Source organism: Leptolyngbya sp. FACHB-321 (assembly GCF_014695975.1).
Taxonomy (GTDB): Bacteria; Cyanobacteriota; Cyanobacteriia; order Leptolyngbyales; family Leptolyngbyaceae; genus Stenomitos.
In genome coordinates, this window is sequence record NZ_JACJPI010000071.1 from 132,046 (window position 1) to 155,168 (window position 23,123).

Annotated in this window: 15 protein-coding genes; 11 read left to right on the plus strand and 4 right to left on the minus strand. The window is 48.0% G+C overall.

Annotated features, from left to right (window positions below):
• Window positions 1-60 precede the first annotated feature (60 nt).
• Entirely contained in the window at window positions 61-2,424 is a 2,364-nt protein-coding gene (locus H6F76_RS19945; RefSeq protein WP_190510899.1) for a tyrosine-protein kinase domain-containing protein, read from the minus strand.
• 71 nt (window positions 2,425-2,495) lie between these two features.
• Entirely contained in the window at window positions 2,496-3,641 is a 1,146-nt protein-coding gene (locus H6F76_RS19950) for a polysaccharide biosynthesis/export family protein (RefSeq protein WP_190510901.1), read from the minus strand.
• A 729-nt stretch (window positions 3,642-4,370) separates the two neighbouring features.
• On the opposite strand from H6F76_RS19950, the gene H6F76_RS19955 reads away from it, so the two are divergent.
• The 8 genes from H6F76_RS19955 to H6F76_RS19990 all read left to right on the plus strand — a co-directional run bounded on the left by H6F76_RS19955 (window position 4,371) and on the right by H6F76_RS19990 (window position 14,212).
• Window positions 4,371-5,675: a glycosyltransferase gene (locus H6F76_RS19955; protein ID WP_190510903.1), complete on the plus strand. Its 1,305-nt coding sequence runs from the start codon at window positions 4,371-4,373 to the stop codon at window positions 5,673-5,675.
• Window positions 5,676-5,686: 11 nt separating this feature from the next.
• Complete coding sequence (locus H6F76_RS19960) at window positions 5,687-7,072, plus strand: oligosaccharide flippase family protein (RefSeq protein WP_242033521.1); 1,386 nt, start codon at window positions 5,687-5,689, stop codon at window positions 7,070-7,072.
• A 58-nt stretch (window positions 7,073-7,130) separates the two neighbouring features.
• Window positions 7,131-8,465 carry a glycosyltransferase family 4 protein gene (locus tag H6F76_RS19965; RefSeq protein WP_190510905.1) on the plus strand — a complete coding sequence of 445 codons (1,335 nt, stop codon included), beginning with the start codon at window positions 7,131-7,133 and terminating at the stop codon, window positions 8,463-8,465.
• Window positions 8,466-8,623: 158 nt separating this feature from the next.
• Window positions 8,624-9,454 carry a 2OG-Fe(II) oxygenase gene (locus H6F76_RS19970; RefSeq protein ID WP_190449279.1) on the plus strand — a complete coding sequence of 277 codons (831 nt, stop codon included), beginning with the start codon at window positions 8,624-8,626 and terminating at the stop codon, window positions 9,452-9,454.
• A 484-nt stretch (window positions 9,455-9,938) separates the two neighbouring features.
• On the plus strand, window positions 9,939-10,937 hold the full coding sequence (locus tag H6F76_RS19975; protein WP_199322245.1) for an O-antigen ligase domain-containing protein: 999 nt from the start codon (window positions 9,939-9,941) through the stop codon (window positions 10,935-10,937).
• Between the two features lie 260 nt (window positions 10,938-11,197).
• The gene (locus H6F76_RS19980) at window positions 11,198-12,187 is read left to right on the plus strand and encodes a glycosyltransferase family 2 protein (protein ID WP_190510909.1); all 990 of its coding nucleotides are present in this window, start codon (window positions 11,198-11,200) and stop codon (window positions 12,185-12,187) included.
• The gene (locus H6F76_RS19985; protein WP_190510911.1) at window positions 12,184-12,735 is read left to right on the plus strand and encodes a serine O-acetyltransferase; all 552 of its coding nucleotides are present in this window, start codon (window positions 12,184-12,186) and stop codon (window positions 12,733-12,735) included. Before H6F76_RS19980 ends, H6F76_RS19985 begins: the two co-directional genes overlap by 4 nt.
• Before the next feature lie 415 nt (window positions 12,736-13,150).
• Complete coding sequence (locus tag H6F76_RS19990) at window positions 13,151-14,212, plus strand: glycosyltransferase (protein ID WP_190449283.1); 1,062 nt, start codon at window positions 13,151-13,153, stop codon at window positions 14,210-14,212.
• Between the two features lie 59 nt (window positions 14,213-14,271).
• Here H6F76_RS19990 and H6F76_RS19995 read toward each other — a convergent pair whose 3' ends face one another.
• Window positions 14,272-17,556, minus strand: a complete 3,285-nt coding sequence (locus tag H6F76_RS19995) for a DUF1574 domain-containing protein (RefSeq protein WP_190510913.1) — start codon at window positions 17,554-17,556, stop codon at window positions 14,272-14,274.
• Window positions 17,557-17,912: 356 nt separating this feature from the next.
• Here H6F76_RS19995 and H6F76_RS20000 point away from each other — a divergent pair, with 356 nt between their 5' ends.
• The 3 genes from H6F76_RS20000 (at window position 17,913) to H6F76_RS29835 (ending at window position 21,609) form a co-directional block, all read left to right on the plus strand.
• On the plus strand, window positions 17,913-18,176 hold the full coding sequence (locus H6F76_RS20000; RefSeq protein WP_199322247.1) for a hypothetical protein: 264 nt from the start codon (window positions 17,913-17,915) through the stop codon (window positions 18,174-18,176).
• A 99-nt stretch (window positions 18,177-18,275) separates the two neighbouring features.
• Window positions 18,276-21,365 (plus strand): phosphoenolpyruvate carboxylase, encoded by a 3,090-nt coding sequence (ppc, locus tag H6F76_RS20005; protein ID WP_190449285.1) that lies wholly within the window; start codon window positions 18,276-18,278, stop codon window positions 21,363-21,365.
• A gap of 13 nt (window positions 21,366-21,378) precedes the next feature.
• Entirely contained in the window at window positions 21,379-21,609 is a 231-nt protein-coding gene (locus H6F76_RS29835) for a hypothetical protein (protein ID WP_199322248.1), read from the plus strand.
• A 102-nt stretch (window positions 21,610-21,711) separates the two neighbouring features.
• On the opposite strand, the gene H6F76_RS20015 is transcribed toward H6F76_RS29835, so the two are convergent.
• Window positions 21,712-22,203: a hypothetical protein gene (locus tag H6F76_RS20015; protein WP_190510915.1), complete on the minus strand. Its 492-nt coding sequence runs from the start codon at window positions 22,201-22,203 to the stop codon at window positions 21,712-21,714.
• Window positions 22,204-23,123: the final 920 nt, after the last annotated feature.

Genomic DNA, 23,123 nt, shown 5'->3' on the forward strand with positions numbered 1-23,123 from the left:
AATAGCGCTTCGATCGACAGCTCTAGCCTAAGACAAATGGTGAATCAAGTCACGAATTGCCTAGCGGGAAGTGTCACCTGATCGTTCAGCGGCTGATTCACTCGGCTTGAGAATTTTAAGGTTTTCTAGCAAGGTTGGCTTTTCTCCATAGCTCTGTCCGTACTGATTTGACTGGCTGTAGGCATTAGCTGTGCTTTTACCAGGATGGTTCGGAACAAGACCCAGGATAGGGAGTCGAAATTTGTTCATCTCTGCTAAGACTTGGGTCAATCTAGAGCGCTTTGTCTTGGAAACGCCAGCCACAAAGATAAACCCGTTGGACTGATCAGCCAGGAAATTAGCGTCAGGAAACTCTGAAAGTGCAGGCGTATCATAAATCACAAGGTCGAAGCGATCACGCAGCTTTTGCATCAAGTTCTGCATTTCTTTGGAAGCAAGCAAACGACCTGAGTCCATCAAGGATTGACCAGACGTTAAGACAGAGAGATTGCTGTCTGCGGGCGCTCGTTGAGTGACCTGCTCAATCTCAGTTTTGCCTGTCAGCACTTCATTCAAACCCGCCGAGTTTGGCAAGCTAAGAAGCGCATGAATCTGAGGTGAACGTAAATTTGCATCAACCAGTAACACACGCTGTCCCATTGAAGCTGCTTCGAGAGCCAGGTTTAAAGCAGTAGTTGTTTTACCATCACCAGACTCTGCAGAACTAATAATTAAGGAGCGCGCTGATGGCTTGGAACCGAGAAAGCGGATGTTGGTATAAAGGGAGCTGAATGCTTTTGAAAACGCACTTGATCGCGGAGCCGACAGAGAGCCAGTACCCTGACCTAAGCCTTTATGGAAAGGGATCCTACCAAGAAGCGGTAGTTTTAAGGCACCTTCCATATCCTCAGGGCTGAAGAAGCGATTCTGATACTTCTCCTTGAGTAAAGCGACGGCTAGCCCAAGCACTAAGCAGGCTCCTAGCGCTACAATCAAAAACTTTGGTTCAACGTTAGCAGAGGGAATCGGATTGTTTGCACCGTCTCGCTCGATCGTAGGAGCCGAAACAATTTCCCATGGCACCTCTTTCTGAGCCGCTTCAATCCGCAGCGTTTCACGCTGAGTCAAAAACTGATTTAATGTTGTTCTGGCAAGCTCCAGTCGTTGGCTGAGGCCAGTATACTGACGCACCACAACGGGAAATTCTTGAAGCTTTTGATTGAGGAAAACCTGCGATTGTGCGATCGCCTGCCTCCGTACTTGTAATTGTTGCGCTGTATTCGAGGCAGCCACAAGCTGTTTGATCAAGTCCACACGCAACGCATTTTGAAACGATAGAACGCGAGGATCAATAGACGCACCAGAACCACTTAAGCCCAGGTTCTTACGCGCTTCAGTTGCCAAAAGCTGCTCTAGTTTCCTTTGACGCTCTTTAATTGCCTGAATCACCGGACTTGCATCATTGTACCGAGCTGATTTAGCCGCAAGCTCGGCTTCCACCTTTTTCAATTCGGCAACGAGGCTCTGATAACTTGTGTTTTCACTCAAGGAAGCGGCAGCCAAAGCAACTTCTGGTGTCGCACCGAGTTGCGCCTGCAAGCGCTGATAAAGTGCTTGCTGCTCTACTAAATTACGCTGCGTTTCTAATTGCTGGGACTGAACCTCTTGAGCCTGCTTAGAGAGTTCCGCGCCTTCTGTCGTTGGGTCAGTAATCCGATAGCGCTGCTTCAGTGCCTGTAGTTCCGCTTCTAAATCGTTAACGCGAAGCTGTAAGCTGGGAAGTTGATCTTCGATGAATTGGACACCGCCACCGATGCGGGTTTTTCGATCTTCAAGGCTATATCTCAGATACCCCTTAGCCAGCTCCTGCAAGATAAACTCTACTTTTTGAGGATCGGTACCCTTGTAGGAAACTTGTATAAGCTTCGTTGGCTCAGAGGACTGAGAACCAAAACGCTGTGACTCCACTTCATGCCGTCGGATCTCCAGGTTTTTGGTGCTTACAGCCGTTGCTAGTGAGTTAGCTGAAACATCAGGGTAACGGCGTTGAATTTCTGTAGCAATTTTGGCTAATAATTCAGGGCTTTGTAGCACTTGTAACAGCGTTGGGTAGTCAACACCATCGCCCTGTTGTGCCAGTGGTCGTGAGATAGCAGCCGGGTCAGAGAGACGTGCTTGTGACGTGATTGGCTCGACCAAAACCTGAAAATTACCTTTGAAGGTTCGCGGACCATTCAGCATTGAAGAAGCAACCAAAGCTGCAGAAATGGTTGTTACCCCTGCAATGAGGAAAGCATTGCGCTGAACCATCCTTACTACGGGTGACAAGTCTAGACCTTTCTGCCCGGCATTAGAGTCTACTGTCTCATCACCTAATGTGCCGTTCTCACTAAAACGCTCTTGATTGTTAAACGACAAATCTTGAGTGGATTGTTCAGCTTTCATGGTTTTTCTCTCTTCCTCATTAACTCTCAATGCCGATTTTTTGGAACTTTACCAGGGCGGACTAGCCAACCCTACCGCCCAAAGATAGTAAAAAGTCCTAATACACCGGTAAGCGGACCTAAGAAGGTTCCTACCGTATCGCCAATCTGAGCGATCGCATTACGATTAACAACCACTACATCGTTGTTGCGTAAGGGCGGATTGCTTTTCTCATCCAGGTTCTGGGAAAGATTAACGGCGATCGTACGCCGAGAAACCGTGCCATCAGGATTAAGACGAATTAGTTCGACAGCCTTCTTTGCCCGTCCTCCTTTAAATCCACCCGCCGCTAAAATCGCCTGGTTCAATGTTGTATTAGGTTTAACAGCGACAGCACCAGGAGTAGACACTTCACCCACAACATTAACCTTGATTGCGTCTGGTGAAAAATTACTGCTGGCAACTTGAAGTGCCTCCGCCGTATCAACGGAGGTTGCTTTCGGAATGACGATCGTATCGCCATCTCTCACTTGAACGTCCTGGGTTAAGTCACCTGCACTCAAAAACGCCCAAAGATTAACCGTTAACGGTTCGGTTTCAAGAGAGCCTTGACGACGGATTTGAATCTGGCGAATATCCGCCTGCTCAGTAATGCCTCCAGCAGCTTGAATCGCTTTACTCACTGTTGGCCACTGGCTACCACTTTCATTGCCTCCCTGCTGCCCAGTCAAAATATTTTGAGTTGTGCCTGTAGTGCTAACGGCAGAACTGCTAACAAGATTGCTGGCAATAATGTAGGAGCCTGGACGAGTAACTTCGCCAATGACCCCAATTTTCAAAGTGCGGGCAGCAATTAAGCCTACGGTAACAGTAGGGTTCTTAATAAATTTGCCATATGCTGTTTTAAGACGATCAGAGGCTTGCTTAAGCGTCAATCCTGCGACAGGAAGACTGCCAACCCAGGGTAAATTGACTGACCCATCCGGTAAAACAGAATAACGCGTTTCTAAAACGAGATCTGGAGTGTCATAGCTATCGATCTTAAGCAAATCGCCTGCGCCAAGGATATAAGCACTTTCTGGCTGCCTGGCACCGCTCGATTGCGGAGGGCTAGCATCCTGCTGCTCCACAGTTGGTGGCAGCGGCGATGTCTGAGCAAATGCTGGCAGAGAATAGCATTCTGCGATCAGCACGAGCAGCAAAAGTCTTGCGGTTAAGCGATTGGTTCCCTTCATCATGATGTTTATATATTTGCAGAAAAAATTCAACTTTGAACTGTAAGCGAGGCGAGTTAGGAAGAACTAAAACCTTAGACTGCTGCTTTGCACAAAAACTCTTTCACTATAAGCCTCATCATTTTGGCTAGTACGGTAGCGTCGTGGATACAACAAGGAAGACTAAGAACGACTAAATGTTTCAGACTTTCTCAAGACTGTGATGGTTTTAGAAGGTTCTAGGATATTTGACGGATGAGCTGGCGAGCATGGGCTGCGGCATTACTATCACAAGATTCTAGATAGCTCAAAGACTAAATATCTGTATGGCTGTCGGAGCAGCTCTTAAGATTGCAGGTAGTACTGGAAAATCAGGTCATACTGCTTGCACAAGTAACTCCTGGTGCTACCATCGGACGGCTCATACCTTTCCACAAGCCCTTTATCTAGCTACCATTCGATCAACACCAAGCCTTTCAACCAGTCATTCATAAGTAGATTCCCTGAGCTCACGATAGTTCAAGTTATGCCGACAGGCAACACATACTAGGTACAAACCATTATGAAAGCCCGTCTGTACTTTCTCTATAGCTTGCCTGTCACTTTATATAAGATTCATAACCAGGCTCAATAAAGGTACTTAGATCAAAGAAGAAATAAAGTTTGGGTGAGAAGACCATCGCATGTCTCCTGGTTCTATACATATTATTAGTGGGCAAGACGAATGCGGTGACCTACTTGAGCCAGAATTTCTTGAAAATTGCTTACTTAGTCAATCAGTATCCTAAAGTCAGTCATAGCTTTATTCGACGCGAGATCCTTGGTTTAGAGGCTTGCGGGTTGGAGGTTGTTCGCTTCTCGATTCGGTCTTGCAGCACTGAGTTGGTCGATGCAGCAGATAAAGCTGAGTTGAAGAAGACTCAAGTGGTTTTAGAGGCTGGAGTGCTTGCGCTGCTCTCAGGACTGCTTCAAGCGGTTCTGACAAGACCAGTTCGACTTCTGTTAACCATACAGCTAGCAATTAAGCTAGGTTGGCACTCAGAGCGGGGCACGCTACGGCATCTAATCTATTTGGTTGAAGCGTGCCTTTTGTTGAAGTGGTTCCGTAAAGCGGATGTCAGCCATGTCCATGCTCATTTTGGTACTAATTCAACAACAGTGGCGCTGTTGTGCCGTGCGCTCGGAGGTCCACCCTACAGCTTCACAGTGCATGGTCCTGAAGAGTTTGATAAGGTGACGGCGATCGCTCTGCCGCAAAAAGTGGAGCGGGCGGCTTTTGTTGTTGCAATTAGCAACTTTGGCAGAAGCCAACTCTATCGCTGGTGCTCAGTAGCGCAGTGGTCAAAAGTTCATGTTGTTCACTGCGGTGTGGATTCAGCGTTTTTCAACTCGACACCAACTCCCATACCGTCAGACCCAAAGCTGGTTTGTGTGGGTCGCCTTTGTGCTGAAAAAGGTCAGCTGCTACTACTTAAAGCTGCTGGTCAGCTTATGCGACGCGGGCTAGCTTTTAAATTGGTACTGGTTGGAGATGGACCCTTACGGAGTGAACTGGAAGCGACGATCGCTCGACTCGGACTGCACGATCACGTTGAAATTACAGGTTGGGCTGATAGTGACCAGGTTCGTCAGGCAATTTTGAATTCGCGTGTGCTGGTACTACCTAGCTTTGCGGAGGGTCTGCCAGTCGTGATTATGGAAGCACTCGCTCTAGGTCGTCCAGTCATTAGCACCTATGTAGCGGGCATTCCTGAACTTGTAGAGCCAGGGGTTTGCGGTTGGCTGGTGCCGCCTGGTTCAGTTGAGGCGTTGATGACAGCAATTCAATCAGCGATGGAGGCTTCGCCAGCAGCCTTAGAGCAATGGGGCAGCGCCGGATCTAAGCGAGTTGCTGAACAGCATAATGTTGCGATCGAAGTGGGTAAACTAAAAACGCTGTTTCAGTCTGCGCTACAAAGCGAACCAGCTTTTAAAGAGGAACTAGTTCCTGGCAGTTCCCTTCTTAGCGTAAGTAGAACTACGAAATTTCAGCCTCAAAAACATATTAGTCTGGACTAGAAAAGTGCTTCATGACTAACCCTGCTCCTTCTCATAAAGTAATGCCTTCACTGAAAAAAACTGCTATTCGTGCAACTGTATGGACGATCGCAGGCTTTGGAGCTAGCCAAATTCTACGTTTCGGCAGCAATCTCATCTTGACCCGATTGCTCTTCCCTGAATTGTTTGGCTTAATGGCACTGGTGGGTACATTCCTAACCGGGTTGCACCTGTTTTCCGACCTAGGTCTTAACGCCAGCATCGTGCAGAGTAAACGTGGAGATGATCCCGTTTTCCTTAATACCGCCTGGACGTTGCAAATTATTAGAGGAGCCTTTCTGTGGCTGTGTTGTATCGGCATTGCGTATCCAGCTGCCCAATATTACAGCGAACCCAGGCTACTATGGCTGCTTCCTCTAGTGGGGATCGACACATTAATTGGAGGCTTTAACTCAACCTCTCTAGCTACGTTAAACCGCCATTTATCCTTAAAATCTCTATCTTTATTTGAACTGTCTGGGCAACTTGTAAGCCTTACTGTAACACTCTTGTGGGCATGGCTTCACCCATCCATTTTGGCATTGATAGCAGGCGGGCTAGCTTCGTCAGTCTTTCGCTTAGTGCAGAGCCATCGGCTAAACGATGGCAAGCGCAACCATCTTGCCTGGGATCGTGGCGCAATCAAAGAACTTATTTCGTTTGGCAAATGGATTTTCCTCTCTACTGCCATTTATTTCTTATCCTCATCGACTGATCGGCTGATTCTTGGAAAGCTTGTTTCCTTTCAACTCTTGGGCGTTTACACCATTGCACTGACACTATCGGAGGTTCCACGTCAGATCGTTTTTGCAGTCGCCACTAAGGTTATTTACCCTGCATACTCAAAGCTGGTCGAGCTGCCTCGCTCTGAATTTCGTGCCAAAATCATCCAGCATCGCCAACCAATGTTAATTGTGTCGGCACTCGCTACTGCCTCCATTGTTGGACTAGGAGATTTAGTTATAGAGTTTCTTTATGACGATCGCTATCTCGCAGCAACCTGGATGTTCCCTATGTTGGCTATAGGAATGTGGCCTTTGATTCTCATCCAAACTATTGATCAAGGCTTGTGGGCATTGGGGAAACCAAACTATTGGACATTCGGTTCATTCTTGAGTTTTCTATGCTATGCCATCGGGATTCCATTGGGCTATAACTCCCCGTTACGCGAAGTGGGAGCAGTTCTGGCAGTAGCAGTCAGCAATATTCCCGTTTGGTTTGTAGTGATGTACGGTCTCTGGCACGAAAAATTGCTGGCGCTCCGGCAAGACCTTTTGATGACGGCATTATTTCTAGCAATTTTAAGCCTGGTGATTGCAATTCGTATAAGTACAGGTTTAGGAACACCATTTGATGCACTGTTTGCTTCATCTCAATAGCAAGCTGTAGGACTACAAGCTTTCTCTAGAAATTTCAATTTGAGCCTCTGAGAGTTATATGCAAGAACACGCAGTTAATAGCAAAATAGATACCCACACATTCTCCCAGACGCATCATCGTGATCCACTCTCTGTTGGTTATTTTTCGCCCGATTGGCCACCTGAAGTTTCATCGAATGGGATTGTTACTTACGTAGCATCAATGCTTAAAGGAATAGAAGGGCTAGGTCATCAATCTTATGTTGTGACACCTCCCTTTGATGACTCAACGGAGTTAAAACACGATAGTCAAAATGTTTTTCAACTTCCCCGCCGTCCTCCCGGAGGGATGGTTGGTTATTTGATTAATGCTGTTACTAGGCGGATTCGACCAGGTATGCCCTTTAAATCTGGCTTTGCCCGTGCCGCACATGAAAGCATCAACACCATCATGTCTGGAAGTAGATTAGATATATTTGAAATGGAGGAGAGCTTTGGCTCGGTTGGCTTTTTAAGCGATCGCCTCCCTATACCAGTGGTTGTACGCCTTCACGGTCCCTGGTTTCTCAATGGCAAGGCGATGGGTGTCCAGCAAGATCAAGGTTTTTTGCAACGGGTGCAAGACGAAAGGCAGGCGATCGCTAAGGCCTTTGCCATTACTGCACCTTCACGTGATGTTCTAGACCAAACTCGCCAGTACTACAGTCTCCCCTTGGAGCGGGCGGTCGTTATCCCCTGCCCGATTTCAAGTACGCCTAGAGAGCAGCGTTGGCGATCAGATGATTGTGAGCCGAATACTATTGCCTTTATTGGTCGCTTTGACCGTCATAAAGGGGGCGATCTTGTCATTGATGCGTTTGCCCAAGTATTACGAGAATGCCCAAAAACCCGACTACTTTTTGCAGGACCCGATCGTGGTTGCATTGACGACGATGGCCGTGTTTGGCATCTTGAAGAGTACATACGTGACCGTATACCAGGAGCTTTAGAAGCAGGGCAGGTTAGCTGTTTGGGGCAACAGCCTCCTTCAAAGTTGCGCGAATTGCGGCGGCGAGCGCAAGTAACTATCGTGGCATCACGTTACGATAACTTCCCCTATACTGCACTGGAAGCTTTGAGCCTGGGCTGCCCCATTGTTGGAGCTTGTGCTGGGGGGATTCCAGAAATCGTAGCTGATGGCGTTTCTGGGCTACTGTTTCAAGCTGGCAACGCGGATGATCTTGCTGCTAAGGTTATCCGATTGCTAAAAAACCCAGACCTTGCTGCTCAACTTGGTCATCAGGCTGGTGAAAGTTGCGCCGAACAGTTTTCACCTGAAGTCGTTGCGAAGCAATCGATCGACTTTTATCGAGAAACGCTAGAACGCTGGTCGCAAAGTAGAAACGGCTCATTAAAAGCTACAACAAGGTTATGAGACATTAAATTTCTCTACTCATGTGATGTCTGCCAAAGACAACTTCACTACACGAGTACAAAATACCTGCATAGAACAGAGCCTTCAAACTATTTCTGTCCCACGTCTTTTTATTGCACTGAAGTCAACCCTCTAACTAAAAAACTCTGGAGAACGCCATGAATTCAACTCTCTCAATGTTTCGCCTGGATGTAGATTATCTAAAAGCTTTAGCACTAGAGCATCGTGAGGCATATGCTACAGCTAGTCCCTTTCCTCACATTGTTATTGATAATTTTCTACCCGAAGCTCTTTTAGAGGAAGTTCTAAAAGAATTTCCTAACCCCAAGCAGATTGATTGGCAGACGTTTCAGACTCCGGCTGAGAAAAAGCTTGCTTCAAGGCATGAACAGCAAATGGGTGATGCAACGCGTCTTCTGCTGTATAGTCTCAACTCTTCCACATTTATCACTTTCTTAGAGATTCTGACGGGCATTGATGGCATCCTGCCCGATCCTCACTTTGAAGGGGGAGGACTTCATCAAATTGAAAGAGGTGGCTTTTTGAAGATGCACGTGGACTTCAATCACCACAAAAAACTGCGACTCGATCGCCGCTTAAACTTCCTTCTCTATCTTAATCAAGACTGGAAGGAGGAATACGGCGGACACCTTGAGCTATGGGATACAAAGATGACTCAATGTCAAAAGAAAATCCTCCCCGTGTTTAACCGATGTGTTGTTTTTAGTACAACTGATTTTTCTTATCATGGTCATCCTGAACCATTAACTTGCCCAGACGATCGAACAAGAAAATCGCTGGCACTTTACTATTACACTAATGGAAGACCTGCGGAAGAAGTTACAGGAAAGCCACACACGACCATATTTCAAGCGCGCACACAAGATGACTTCAAATTAGACGAGTCTCCACTGACTGTTAAAGCTGTTTTAAAGAAATTAGTACCGCCGATTTTGATTGATGTTAGAGATGCATTAAGAAACAAATAGCTAAAATAGAAAGTTTCTCTTGATAGGTGCGTTCTATTTACAGCATTGCTAAACCATAAGGACGAGAAAGTCATAAGCTATTCTTCAGTATTTACTACGTCTTATGTTTCTCGTCCTGCTTCTCTTTCCTGGATCGAATTCATAAAGGTGGGCTATGAATAGTCTTGTTCTGTACTCTTGGTTTCCAATCGTCCTTTACTTGTTCAGACGCTTTCCACCTCAAAGGGCGCTGATCATTAGCTTTGTTTCAGCATGGCTATTTTTACCGCTAGCAGGATTCAAGCTGCCTGGAATTCCGTTCGAGTACAACAGAATGTCAGCAACGTGTTTAGCAATCTTGCTTGCAACGTGTCTTTACGACGTTGAGCGTCTTAAGTCATTTCGATTTCATTGGTTCGATCTTCCTATAGTAGTTTGGTGCCTCTGTTCCTTCGCTTCATCAGTTACGAACGGGCTTGGCGCTTATGATGGGTTTTCAAGCACTTTGGGACGGACTGTAGAATGGGGAGGACCTTACTTCTTAGGTCGGATCTATCTCAACAACTTTGCTGGGCTTCGGCAACTAGCGATTGGAATTTTTTTGGGTGGACTGGCTTACATCCCGTTCTGTCTCTTTGAGGTTGCTACTCACATTAATACACACGGTCTGATCTACCGTTTCACGGTTGGGGCAGCCGATCTGCGCTACGGCAGCTATAGACCATCAGTTTTTCAGCGGAACGGATTGGTTTTAGGTACATGGATGATGTTCGCTTCGCTAATGGGCGTTGTTCTATGGAAAACCAAAACGATTAAGCAAGTTAAAAATATTCCTATTACTTGGCTTATTACCGCCTTACTAATCACGTTTATTTTAGTAAAAGCAACTGGCGCAACATTTTTACTGCTTGTAGCGATCGCTATTGTGCTTACGGCACTATGGTATGGCACAGGCTCTTTGCTATGGCTTTTCCTTGGAGCAACGTTTGTCTATCTTTATCTTGGTGTGGTTGGTGATTTTCCAGGTCAGGAAATTATTGACTTTCTAGGGCAGTTCGTTCCTCCCGATCGCCTTCAATCGCTTGGATTTAGGTTTATGAATGAGGAAATGCTTTCAGCTAAAGCGCGTGAACAAATACTGTTTGGCTGGGGCGGTTTTGGCAGAAACATGCTGTATAAGGAGGGCGGTTATGCTATTACCGTCACCGACAGCCTTTGGATTATCGCTTTTGGGCAGAATGGTTTGGTTGGCTTGATCAGCGTTTTCGCAACGTTGCTTACGCCTGTCTTTAGCTTCTGGTTCTTCTATCCACCGGCTTCCTGGTCTCATCCTACGATCGTGATCATCGCTGCCTTTGCTGTCGGTCTCGCTATGCACGCATTTGATAACGTCTTAAATGCTTTTTACAACCCAGTTTTCATCTTAGGTAGTGGTGGTTTAACTGGAATATTACTGAATCAGAAACTTCAGAGCTTTCCAGCTAGGCAATCGGTTCTTAGATGAGCCATATCATTCTGTAGCTTATCGATCACGGGCGGTAGAGCTTAACGTAACAATGTATCTTATAAGAGTGTCTAACCCTTAGCAAAACTAAGGGTCAAGTACACTATGTTCTACATTTCTCCTTTCGGAATGGAAAAAAGCTTTTAAGATATCTTTAAGACGAGGTACTATCACTGCACTTTTTCAGGCTCGCGTACGTATCCATATCTATTGATGCTGAGCGAAAAATTACAGCTCTATCTAACTTGAAGGTTGCTTTTATGAAGACGATTCAGTTAAATCAACCAATAACCCTACTTGTTGTTGTTCTTAACTATAAGACAGCGGCTTTAACTATCGATTGTTTACGATCGCTGGTAGATGAAATCGATGCGATACCCGGTAGCCGTGTTGTGGTAACTGATAATGCTTCTGGTGACGGCTCAGTCGAAAAAATCGCGTCAGCGATTAGCGAAAACCATTGGCATGATTGGGTTGAGCTGATGCCTCTGGAGAAAAATGGCGGTTTTGCTTTTGGCAATAATGCTGCCATTCGTCCTGTTCTAGCATCAGCCGTTTCCTGTCCTTATGTGCTTTTGCTGAACCCAGATACAGTAGTGCGATCGGGTGCGCTGAAATCATTACTCACTTTTATGAATGAGCATCCAGAGGCTGGTATTGCGGGTAGCCGTTTGGAAGATTTGGACGGCTCTCCCCAGCACTCAGCGTTTCGCTTTCCTAGCGTGATCAGCGAATTAGACTTTGGGTTGCGTTTGGGGTTTGTGTCAAAGTTGCTTTCGCGCTGGATTGGTGTGCCGCCGATTGCTGATTGTCCACATGAGACTAATTGGGTGGCAGGTGCAAGCATGATCATTCGTCGTGAAGTGTTTGACGCGATCGGTCTACTGGATGAGAACTACTTCATGTATTTTGAGGAAGTTGATTTTTGCTTGAGAGCACATCGGGCGGGCTGGTCTTGCTGGTACGTGCCGCAGAGCCACGTGGTTCATTTTGTTGGTCAGAGTTCCGGTGTGACTGACTCGAAGCGTCCACCGAAACGGATGCCGACCTATTGGTTTGACTCTAGACGACGGTACTTTTTGAAGAATCATGGCTGGCTGTTTACGGCATGTGCAGATGCCGCTTGGCTTTCAGGCTTTACGCTGTGGCGCTGGCGACGAGCTATTCAACGTAAGCCGGACACCGATCGCCCCAATTTATGGAGTGATTTTTTGCTTAACAGCATTTTTGTTAGAGGGGTACAGCTTTGAACAACAACGAGGCTGAATCACTAGGACTGTTGCAACAATTGAAGGAAGACTGGGAGGCACACGGACGAGACTGGACAAAGCCAGGGTTTCGGGCAGTCGCAGTCTATCGCTTTGGAGTGTGGCGCATGACTATTGAACCGAGGCTGCTACGAGCACCCTTGAGCTTGCTGTATCGATCGCTCTATCGAAAAGTTCGCAATGGGTATGGTATTGAATTGCCTTATACCGTCCAATTGGGTCGGCGTGTGGTCATTGAACATCAAGGGGCGATCGTCATTCATGGCTATTGCCATATCGGCGATGACAGCATCATTCGACAAGGTGTAACGCTTGGCTTACGTTATCTCGATCGCTTGTTTGATGCACCAAAACTTGGTAAGCGAGTAAATATCGGCGCTGGTGCAGTGATTCTTGGCAATATTACCATTGGCGATGATGCCAATATTGGAGCGAATGCTGTCGTACTGTCAGATGTGCCACCTGGTGCTACAGCTGTTGGTATACCCGCTAAAGTAATTAGCTCTCAAAAAACTGGGATTACCTCTTAGCATCTGTTTCAAAAGTCCAGCATGGCAAATAATTGCTCAAGTCTAACTGCGTTGTCTAATCAGCCAGTAGATTTTTGCGGAGGTGTCCATCGTATTGTCTGTGAGTTACCTCATGATGACTGCATATATAGCGATCCTATCTGGTTTGTGAGAAAGGACTCCACTGGAATCCTTTCTCACAAAGCCTCTCAACCTTACAACTGATTTAGGACTGCTATATGTAGAAGACTGGTTACAAACTTATGCCGTTTTTTACTATCCCCTGAACTTAGAAACTGAAAAAGTATGTTATTTTGTTGCAAAGGTATTACTTTGTAGCAAATTGCAGCAAACTTCTGTACAGACGCCTTAATTGATGTAGTTTACTCTTTAATATAGTTGCCGAAATAGTTGTTTATTGGCTAACCATCGAGCTATGCACCTATTTGTATTGTCAGAAATTTATCTTAAGAATAATCGAGTTGGTTGGGCAGTAAACCATACGCTTGAAACGATACTGGCAGATGTTTGTGAGACAACGTTCTTATATCCTTCAAGCAATAAGAAGATAGGCTTGTTCAAGCGTTATCGGCATCGCCTTTTTAAGTCATGGTATGAACTAAAGGATCTGCCCACTTTAGGCAATGGACCAAACGTGCTGTTGGCTGTAGGTATGACGCCCTTTTTTTTGTTGTCTATGCACACGCTTAGACCGTTGCTAAAACAGTTTGATCTTCGAGTTGCTTATTTGTTAGATAGTTTTGAACCCAATCACATCGATCGCTCCATTGTTGCTGACCTAGATCATTTATTTGTCATTGATGCTGAGGCGGCGGCTGAAATTAATAGCACATTCCCGATTGCAACTACTTTTCTGCCCCTAGCAACTGATGCCTTAAGATTAGGTTCAAACGCAAGGCAGCGACCCATTGATATTATTAACTACGGTAGAACAAATCTTGAGCTACATAAATGCTTGCAATCGTACTACTCGCAACCTTGTAGTGAGCGCTTGTATTATCACTCTACATTTAACAGCTCTATCGTTCATGATTTGGGAGAGCATATTACTTTACACTCAAAGCTATTAAGTCGATCGCGTATCAGTCTCTGCTTTGAACCAAGTCAGATTGATCGCTTTTGCGGTCGTTCACCCATTTTGTTCCGGTGGTTTGAAGGTTGGGCTGGTGGCTGTACTATCGTGGGTAAAAGACCATTAAGCAAAGGTGTAGCCTCACTGATGGATTGGGAAGATAGCACCATCGAACTGCCAGACGAGGCATCAGAATGGGTTCCCTTTCTAGAAGGGTTATTAAATGATGATCAGTTCCTCACTGCTAACTCACAGAGAAATTCGCTTGAATGTTTGTTGCGACATGACTGGCGCTATCGCTTAAAAGATATGTTCAATGTTTTAGCTTTACCGCTCTCAGAGCAGCTAAAAGCTGAACTGTTAGCTTTACAGCAAAAGATTGAGCAGCAAAAAAAAGATTGTTGAGTCAGTGACCCTATCAATGAGGTGCTGCTTCAACCTGAAGTTTGAGCCGGAACGCCTCTTTAGGGACGAGCTTGATTCCAAGGAATCATAACGTCGATCGCCAGCCTGCGTGCAACTTCGTAAGCTCCGTAGCGATTTAAATGGCTGGGGTCGGAAAAGTAGGCGGGTTGGTTTGCCAAAGACTGATTCAAATCGCGATAGACAAACCCTAACTGGGTAGAAAGACGCAGCATGTGTTGCTGAAAAGCCTCTTCGTGTCGCTTGCGCGTTGGATCGAGGTAATCTCCTGTCAGCGGCAAATTGACAAAGACCAGTGGAATTTGATGCGTTTGACTGAACTGAACTAAGTTTGTCAAAGCTTGAGCTTGGCTGCCTTCAAGGTTAAAGGACTCATAGTCAGAGTCGTAGTCGCCATTCACGCGGGCATACTTCTGGTAATACGTAGCGGGGTTGAACTGATTCGGCAACGGTAAAAAGCCATCTATGTCGATCGCGCTCTGTCCGTCAGAAAGTACAGAGCCTGGAGAGTTTGCAGCAACAGCGCCTGGACTGGTTGCCTCACTAAGATTATTGGGCGTAATCACGTCATTCAAGGCGATCGCAGTAGGGCTTTTGGGTACTAAGCTGACCAGCCCGTCACGCAAGAAACGTTTGAGGTTGTCACGCTGAGAGTAAAGGGCAGAAAGTCCCTCAAGACCTTGATTCAGTTTCTGGTTAACCGTTCGGTAACCGCCCGTTAGCGACGTGGCTGGCGCTCCTGCAACTGAGCTTGCTGCTGCCATCTCTGTCTTGTTGGTTTCCAACTCTTGAGGGATCGGCACTTCGGCTGTAGCTGTGCCAGGAATGGGCGATCGACCTGCTGCCAGCGTCTGATAGCCATCAGAGGCGATAATGCCATCATACGTTACGTCACTGCGACCGCTATTAAAGGCACGGGCACCATCCGCCCACAAAATCAATTTGGGCAATTTGTCTTGGGGTAGCAACTGTCGCACGATCACATCAACAACCTGAGCGGTTGCGCCATTCACACCAAAGTTGAAGATTTTTGCGCCGCTATAACCCTGTTCAGCCAACGTTTTTTGAAGTGCAATTGGATCAACACCACGTAAGGCTCTTGAGCTGCCAATGATTAAGATATCCGGCGTACCGTAGTCTGTAAGGTATGCCTGGTAAAGGGCAAGCTTTTCGTCGAGCTGACGACTGTTGAAGGTGGGATACGACTCTAACCCGCGCAAGAGATTGCCTGCTTTGGGTCGCAGTGGTGAAGCGGGCAGTGCAGCGGCAACCAAACCACTAGAGTCTGCTGCTGGGGAAGACGCGATCGCACCTGGTTGCGTGAAGCCAGACTTGTTGAAAACAGTTGGATCCCCAGGCTTGCTTTTCTTCAACGATAGGGTCGGAAAGGGTTGGGCTGGGGCTGGAGCCGAGGAGGCTGGGGGTTCTATCTCTTTAGCGATCGGTGCCGGTGGAGGTGTTTTTACCCATTGGCTCAGCAGCCAGTCGGCTTGAACAACAAGCAATAAGCCGAGCGTACCCCAAACTACTGCTACAGAGGCGCTGCGCTGCGTCGTTAACCCAGAGCGGTAGGAGCGTTGCAGTTGTGGGCTAGGGGGTACCGTTTCTAGAGGCACGAAAAGCTGTGACCAGAGGAGCGATCGCTGCACACGCTGGATAGAGTTGTCCCACAGAGTGCCTAACCATGACTGTGATGCTTCAGATGCTTGCTCTGTACGAAGCACCAAGGCTCCAGGTGGTGACAGCAAATCGCCGACATATGCATCAGACACTGCGAATTCGGGAGCTGCTTCAGGCACCAGGCGATCGCGCGAAGCAAAATCGACACCGTAGCTCCACAGGGGCTGTTTTTGCCCTGCGCGGCGACCATAAATCCGTACTCCTGCAATCGCCGGAAGTTGCAACGGTTTGAGAAACCGCGCGATCGCTCCACCCATCTGGCTTTGTGACGGGCATAGAGGCGCCTCACCCATCACATGCAGCAAATCTGCTTTTTGCCGAACCTGTAGCTGAATACCACCAGTGGCGAGCTTGGTGTCTAAGTCAGGGTTTAGCATCCGAGTTAACAGGAAGGCAATTGCGTCCAAATTGCCCTCTTGAGCCAGATTAAGCGCCGTTTTGGGTTGGGGATCGGTAGACAGATCGAGCCAATGTACCCATAGAGGCGCAGGTGTAGTGCCATTCTGGTGCCCAGTGCTGCTAGCTGCCTCAACAAGGTCACTGCTTGCATCTTGAGCAAAGCCGTAGAGTGTGGCAGCACGAATGCCCTGAGGCGAGAGCGCTTCTAGCAAGGGGACGATCGCCGCGATCATGGTCAGCTTATCCGGCTTAGCTGACTGCATACCTCGACACGTTAAGTGAAGGGTTGCATCCTTCAGCAAGGCAGAGGTCTCCACCTGGTAGGGCAGCAGAATGCGGTTAAGTAAGCGGGTAATGGACTGCACATCGCCCCAACGCGCCCATGCCTTCAAAATGTCGTTGGGCGGCGTTAAATCAACTCTTAACAACCACTCTGGCTTCGTTTCACCAATGACCTGCCCAAAGATCACGGCATCCTGAAACCCTTTGAGTTCGAGTGCGCGCAGCCGTTGGGCGATCGGTTCTGCTAACAGCAGCGGGTCAGGACTGTAGGCAGACTCGCAGACGATGAAGAGGCGTTGGGGAGACGGGGGCATGGCGAGTGGCGAGTGCGTTTCGACCTGAGCGCTCAGCCCAATGGGAGTGGAAGAAGCGTCTGGCTGAGAGGGCTTGGGGCTTCCTTGTCGAATACGGACGGCAATGCCAAGCGAACCAAAGACATCGCTCAAATGACGGGCGATTGCCTCTGGCTGACCTTGACGTGCTGCATGAAGCATCGAAACACCCGTTGCTTCAATGTTGCATTCTTGAGAGGCAGAGCCAGCAAGCTCTGAGAGCGATCGTGGTTTTGTTTGTTCTGGTGATCGCGTTGTTTCAAGCGATCCTGGCTCTAAGGCGGGGCGATCGGCTGCATGAGGCACAAATGATTCTGTCCACTCTGGCTTGGAGCATTGCGGTAGCCGCCCATAGACAATCACACGATAGACTGGAGGAGCCTCCGGTGGTAGCTGATCAGCTAGTGCTGTCACAGAGAGTGCCTGTCTTAGTTTTGGTATGACCACAGCACCAGACGGACAAGGACTTCCTTCTAATAAGAGATGAAGGTTGTTGCCACGCAGTCTGCTCTTTACCCGCACGTATGGCAGATCTACTTGCTGTTGTATCCAACCGTTCAGCAAAGTGCCGTCCACTCTTGGAGAGCGTTTTTCACGAGCCGAGGAAGGATTCTGTCCATGTACATCCAGCATGAGCGCCTTATACAGTTGCGGTTAAATCAGTTGCGGTTAGATGCGGTTGCGAGCAAACCTATGACTAAAGTATGAGATTCAGTCATTTTGCCCCATATGAATAACACATACCTGGGGATCTGACACAGTTTGTATGTAACTCTAGATCTAAACATATAGACCTGAGTATCAGACTTTCAGTGCTACTCACTTCATCAAGCAAGTTTGCACCATCATAACGGCTACGTTGCCGTAAAGCTGACAGAGACACTGAATCCATCTCTCCTTAGAGCGAATGGTCAGAGCAAATGATCGGTGCCATTACCGTTGGCATACAGTCCCAACGCAGTTACTAATAAACCTTACGAGCTTTAACTATGTCATTAGAAGAATCCGAAAAAGCGCTTCAAGCTAGCGATATTCAAGCTGGCGCGGATGCTGTACCCTTTGTACCGCCAACCTTTTTGTTAAGTCTTGCTACTGCACCCGTGTTGTTCGCCCTTGTAGGTGGTAAAGCCTTGACTAAAGCTGTCTATGAACTGAGTGTGTTTAGTGAAGAAATTTTTCGGGGCGATCGCCTCCCTGTGCTTCACTTCCCCAGCAATACTGCCTCCAATCCGGATGACAGCGCCGCTCCTTAACATTTCCTTGACTCAAAAAGTAAATTGGTGGCTCTCGCAGCCACAAAACTGAGGATTACCCCATAGAATTATTGAAATATCTTTGACAAGAGCAGCCTCATGAGTTCGACACGACCTTCGTCAGATGATGGATTGAACTCTGGAACAGCGATCGAGTCCATAGTTCCCGAGGCTATGACTGTGACCTCTACTTCTGATTTGTTTTTGCGGCATCGGCTCAAGATTGTTGAAGATCTATGGGCTTGTGTGCTGCAAGAGGAATGTGGTCAGGAACTAGTCGATCTGCTGAATCAGTTGCGGGAGCTATGTTCACCGGACGGACAAGCGCCCAGTTTTTTAGAGTCAGAAGTGTTACGGGTGGTAGAGCGGTTAGACCTTAACGAGGCAATCCGGGCAGCGCGTGCTTTTGCGCTCTACTTCCAACTCATCAACATTGTGGAGCAGCATTACGAGCAGCGCGATCAGCAGCAGCAATACCGAGCCTCACGCGATACTGCGTCATCGGCTGCGGTAGAGCAAAGTAAGACGATCGCAGGTTATCCCGGCTCACATGGCGAATCGTCAACGCCACTGGGCAGGCTCGAAGCAGATCTGCTGGAAAAAAGCCTGCAAGATCCAGAAGCGCGTAGAGAGATGGGTACGTTTCACTGGCTCTTTCCCAAGCTTCGTAGCCTCAATGTGCCGCCGCAGCACGTCCAAAATTTAATCAAGCAGTTGGATATTCGGTTGGTTTTTACAGCCCATCCGACTGAAATTGTGCGGCATACTATTCGCGACAAGCAGCGTCGGATTGCGCGCATTTTACGCCAGCTTGACCAGGTAGAAGATCGGCTCACTGCTCAGGGGCTTCCGGCTGCCTCTTGGGAAGCAGAGGTCTTGCGCGAACAATTGACAGAAGAAATTCGCCTTTGGTGGCGCACTGACGAGTTGCATCAATTCAAACCAACGGTGCTGGATGAAGTGGACTACACGCTGCACTACTTTCAAGAAGTGCTGTTTGATGCAATTCCGCAGCTTTACCAACGCTTTAAGCAAGCGTTGCATGCGTCCTTTCCAACGATGGAACCACCCAGCAACAACTTCTGTAAATTTGGCTCGTGGGTGGGGTCCGATCGCGATGGCAATCCTTCAGTCACACCGCAAATCACCTGGCAGACTGCGTGTTATCAGCGTGGCATGGTCATCGAAAAATACATTCAATCAGTGCATCGGCTCAAGGACTTGCTAAGTTTGTCGCTGCATTGGAGTGATGTCCTGCCTGAACTGCTGGAATCATTGGAGCAAGACCAACTCCAAATGCCTGTGGTCTATGATCAGCTTGCCATTCGCTATCGCCAAGAACCCTATCGACTCAAGCTGTCGTATATTCAAAAGCGTCTGGAGAATACGCGCGATCGCAATGCCATCATCAACAACAGCGATTGCTTACGCGGTGATGCCCCAGACTCTAACCCCAACACTATCTATGCCTCTGGCGCAGCTTTTCTAGCAGAACTACGCTTGATCGAGCGGAGCTTGACCGAAACAGGCTTAAGCTGCCGTGATCTGGAAACGTTGATCTGCCAGGTCGAAATCTACGGCTTTACGCTGGCGCATCTAGACGTACGCCAGGAAAGTACGCGCCACTCTGACACTATTGGCGAAATTGTTGACTACCTTCAACTGCTGGCTAAGCCATACAACGAGCTAACAGAATATGAGCGGACGCTCTGGCTAACAACCGAGCTACAGACACGCCGACCACTGATTCCTACTGAGTTGAACTTCTCAGCTAAAACGCGCGAAGCCGTCGAAACCTTTCGTATGGTGCGGCGGCTCCAGCAGGAGTTTGGTACCGACATTTGCAACACCTACGTGATTAGCATGAGTCATGAGGTGAGCGACCTGCTGGAGGTGCTGCTTTTAGCGAAGGAAGCCGGACTATATGATCCTGCGACTGGCACGAGTGCCCTTCATGTAGTGCCCCTCTTTGAGACGGTGGAGGATCTGCTTAAAGCGCCATCCGTGCTGAAACACTTGTTTGAGTTGCCCCTCTATCGAGCCGTGCTAGCGGGTGGCTATGCCCAGCTAGAAGCGCAAGCACCATCGCTCCAGGAGGTCATGCTGGGCTACTCCGACAGCAATAAAGACTCCGGCTTCCTAAGCAGTAGTTGGGAAATTCACAAGGCACAACAAGCATTGCAGACAGTGGCGGAGCAGTACGATGTGTCACTACGCATCTTTCATGGTCGAGGTGGCTCAGTCGGTCGAGGCGGCGGACCTGCCTACGAAGCAATCTTGGCGCAGCCTGGTCGGAGCGTGAATGGACGCATCAAAATTACAGAGCAGGGCGAGGTGCTGGCATCAAAATATTCGTTGCCGGAACTGGCGCTGTATAACCTGGAAACCGTCACGACGGCAGTGATTCAGGGCAGCCTACTGCGTACTGGGTTTGATGACATCCAGCCCTGGCACGAAATTATGGAAGAACTGGCAGCACGATCGCGCAGCCATTATCGTGCCCTTATCTATGAACAACCAGATTTTCTGGACTTCTTTTTGCAGGTCACGCCGATCGAAGAAATCAGCCAGCTTCAAATTAGCTCTCGTCCAGCACGGCGCGGTGGCGGCAAAAAAGATCTTAGTGGTCTACGGGCAATTCCGTGGGTATTTAGCTGGACACAAAGCCGCTTTCTCCTGCCTGCCTGGTATGGCATGGGCACGGCACTAAACGACTTTTTAGTTGAAGAACCTGAAGAACATTTGAAGCTCTTGCGCTATTTCTACTTCAAGTGGCAGTTCTTTAAGATGGCAATTTCCAAAGTCGAAATGACTCTCTCTAAAGTCGATCTGCAAATTGCTGGACACTACGTTCACGAACTTGCTAAGCCAGAAGACAAAGCGCGACTGGAGCCAGTGTTCGAGCAAATTTCCAATGAATACCATCTGACACGCGAGATGGTGCTTGCCATTACGGGGCACAAGCGTTTGCTGGATGGTGATCCCGATTTGCAGCGATCGGTGCAGTTGCGTAACGGCACGATCGTGCCCCTTGGCTTCCTGCAAGTATCGCTGCTGAAACGGCTGCGACAGCACAATACAGAAGCCGTGACAGGGGTGGTGCGATCGCGCTATAGCAAAGGTGAACTGCTGCGGGGTGCCCTGCTGACCATCAACGGCATTGCCGCTGGAATGCGGAATACAGGCTGATTTGAACACAGTTATGAATCATCGTTGGCAATCTCGCTGGTTAAATGGTGCGCTGATCCTACTGATCGGCTTCACTGTTCTGCTTGGAGGTTGCCAAGCCTCGCCTGCAACGATTACGACCAGTGCTGATGTCGTTTACCAACAGCGATCGCCTAGCCGGGATGGCACTGGTAAATTTTACATGGGTAGAGAAATCGCGCAAGCCATAGGTCATGAGCGCATCGAAGCGTGCGGTAATACCTGACGGTAGTGTTTCCTTTTCTAATAAGTCAACGACTGCCTGTTGAATGCGTGCTCTCGCTTCTGCTTGCTGTTGCTGGTTCCAACTGGGTTCGGATGCGACCGGTTAAGCAGGACTTAACTCAACGGGTCGTTTGTCGATGCCGTAGTGGAGGTAGTGGCTCTGCTCAATCGCTAGCCTCCAGTCTTGAGCCCGTTTCTCCACTTCCTGCTGATGCTGGCACCAGTCGTGATAGCCAAGGAGGTTCTGAGCGATCGTGACGATAGCGTGGACTAAGGCATGGCCTTCTAACGGCTTATCTGTATACAGGACATGCCCAAAGATGTAAGAACGTATGGCAATGCGTCCGAGTAACCGATTGGTTTGTTCGAGCCCCGTCCAACCCTGCTCAATTTCGGCATTCAGATCGTTCAAGAACTTATCGGCTTTGCTAGTCACGCGGAACTGTCGCCGTCGCGCTGCTTTGAGAATACGGTCCAGTGCTTTGGTGTCGAGGCTGTTGCGACCTTGAGCAAAGTGCCAGTGCTGCACAAAGGTGGCTTGATTGCCCCAGAGCATCTGCAGGTCGGCATTCAAGAGATACGATCCCGCTTGCATCGGTAGACGCGATTTAATTGAGAAAACAACGTAGGAGTGCTTCTGAGAAGATGTTCTACGTTGTTCTAGTAGTAAAACAACGTAGACTCTTGACAGTAGGCTTGAGGAGCTTCCAGGCGTGTGTTGGGATGAGACGCTCAATGCTGGGAGTAATCAAAATGTTTAATTACCTCACCTTTTTTTGCTTTCATGTTCTCTTGCTTCGCATAAATGTTGATGAAAGTAAGAGTAGATGGATGTAATGACGACTAAAAAGAGAGGCTAGAAATTAGCAGGCTACATCTAAAATTAGCAGGTGCTTGTTTACCTTCTAGAATTAAAAACTAAGACTAAGGAAGGTCATTTAGGTTCAACCTTCAATCGGACTAAATTAGCTGCTCACCGCGGTGAAAGCATGCCGATCGCAACACTATGGGGAGTGGTTGGGAGCGATGAGGCTGCTTGAAAAAAGATGTGTGGTCTCTATCGACACTATAGACACGCTGCTTAAAGCAGCGATCAATCGCACTGATGCCTGTTTGCTAAGAACATATCACGGCCCTTGGCACTGGTTCTTATTGCCCTGCCGCCATGAGACTTTATAGCTGTGAATGAGCAAAAGATATGGCACAATTTGCAAATGAGTGGCACAATTTTTCGAAACCAGAGTCCACAAATGTTTCAAGCTTCTAACCCACTTTCAGTCACTGCTGCTTAGACACAGCTCATCCCACGGCCGTTAGAAGCTAAAACGCTTATTTAGAGCTGCGTTGACCGATTGCGCCATCGATTGACGAATTGCGGCCTATTTGGGCTCTTCCCAAGTTTTGATACTGCTGGCGAAACATTGCTTAATACAAGACTCTGCTCGCTAAAGAGTGACTAGGATGACAGAGTAGCGTTGATATCAGGGGCTTTGTCCATGTCACTGCACCCCCAAA

Excerpts from the sequence above, each read along its gene's own strand:
- H6F76_RS19945 (WP_190510899.1), bottom strand. The coding sequence starts at position 2,424 with ATGAAAGCTGAACAATCCACTCAAGATTTGTCGTTTAACAATCAAGAG.
- H6F76_RS19950 (WP_190510901.1), bottom strand. The coding sequence starts at position 3,641 with ATGATGAAGGGAACCAATCGCTTAACCGCAAGACTTTTGCTGCTCGTG.
- H6F76_RS19960 (WP_242033521.1), top strand. The coding sequence starts at position 5,687 with ATGACTAACCCTGCTCCTTCTCATAAAGTAATGCCTTCACTGAAAAAA.
- H6F76_RS19965 (WP_190510905.1), top strand. The coding sequence starts at position 7,131 with ATGCAAGAACACGCAGTTAATAGCAAAATAGATACCCACACATTCTCC.
- H6F76_RS19970 (WP_190449279.1), top strand. The coding sequence starts at position 8,624 with ATGAATTCAACTCTCTCAATGTTTCGCCTGGATGTAGATTATCTAAAA.
- H6F76_RS19980 (WP_190510909.1), top strand. The coding sequence starts at position 11,198 with ATGAAGACGATTCAGTTAAATCAACCAATAACCCTACTTGTTGTTGTT.
- H6F76_RS19990 (WP_190449283.1), top strand. The coding sequence starts at position 13,151 with ATGCACCTATTTGTATTGTCAGAAATTTATCTTAAGAATAATCGAGTT.
- H6F76_RS19995 (WP_190510913.1), bottom strand. The coding sequence starts at position 17,556 with ATGCTGGATGTACATGGACAGAATCCTTCCTCGGCTCGTGAAAAACGC.
- H6F76_RS20000 (WP_199322247.1), top strand. The coding sequence starts at position 17,913 with ATGTCATTAGAAGAATCCGAAAAAGCGCTTCAAGCTAGCGATATTCAA.
- ppc (WP_190449285.1), top strand. The coding sequence starts at position 18,276 with ATGAGTTCGACACGACCTTCGTCAGATGATGGATTGAACTCTGGAACA.
- H6F76_RS29835 (WP_199322248.1), top strand. The coding sequence starts at position 21,379 with ATGAATCATCGTTGGCAATCTCGCTGGTTAAATGGTGCGCTGATCCTA.
- H6F76_RS20015 (WP_190510915.1), bottom strand. The coding sequence starts at position 22,203 with ATGCAAGCGGGATCGTATCTCTTGAATGCCGACCTGCAGATGCTCTGG.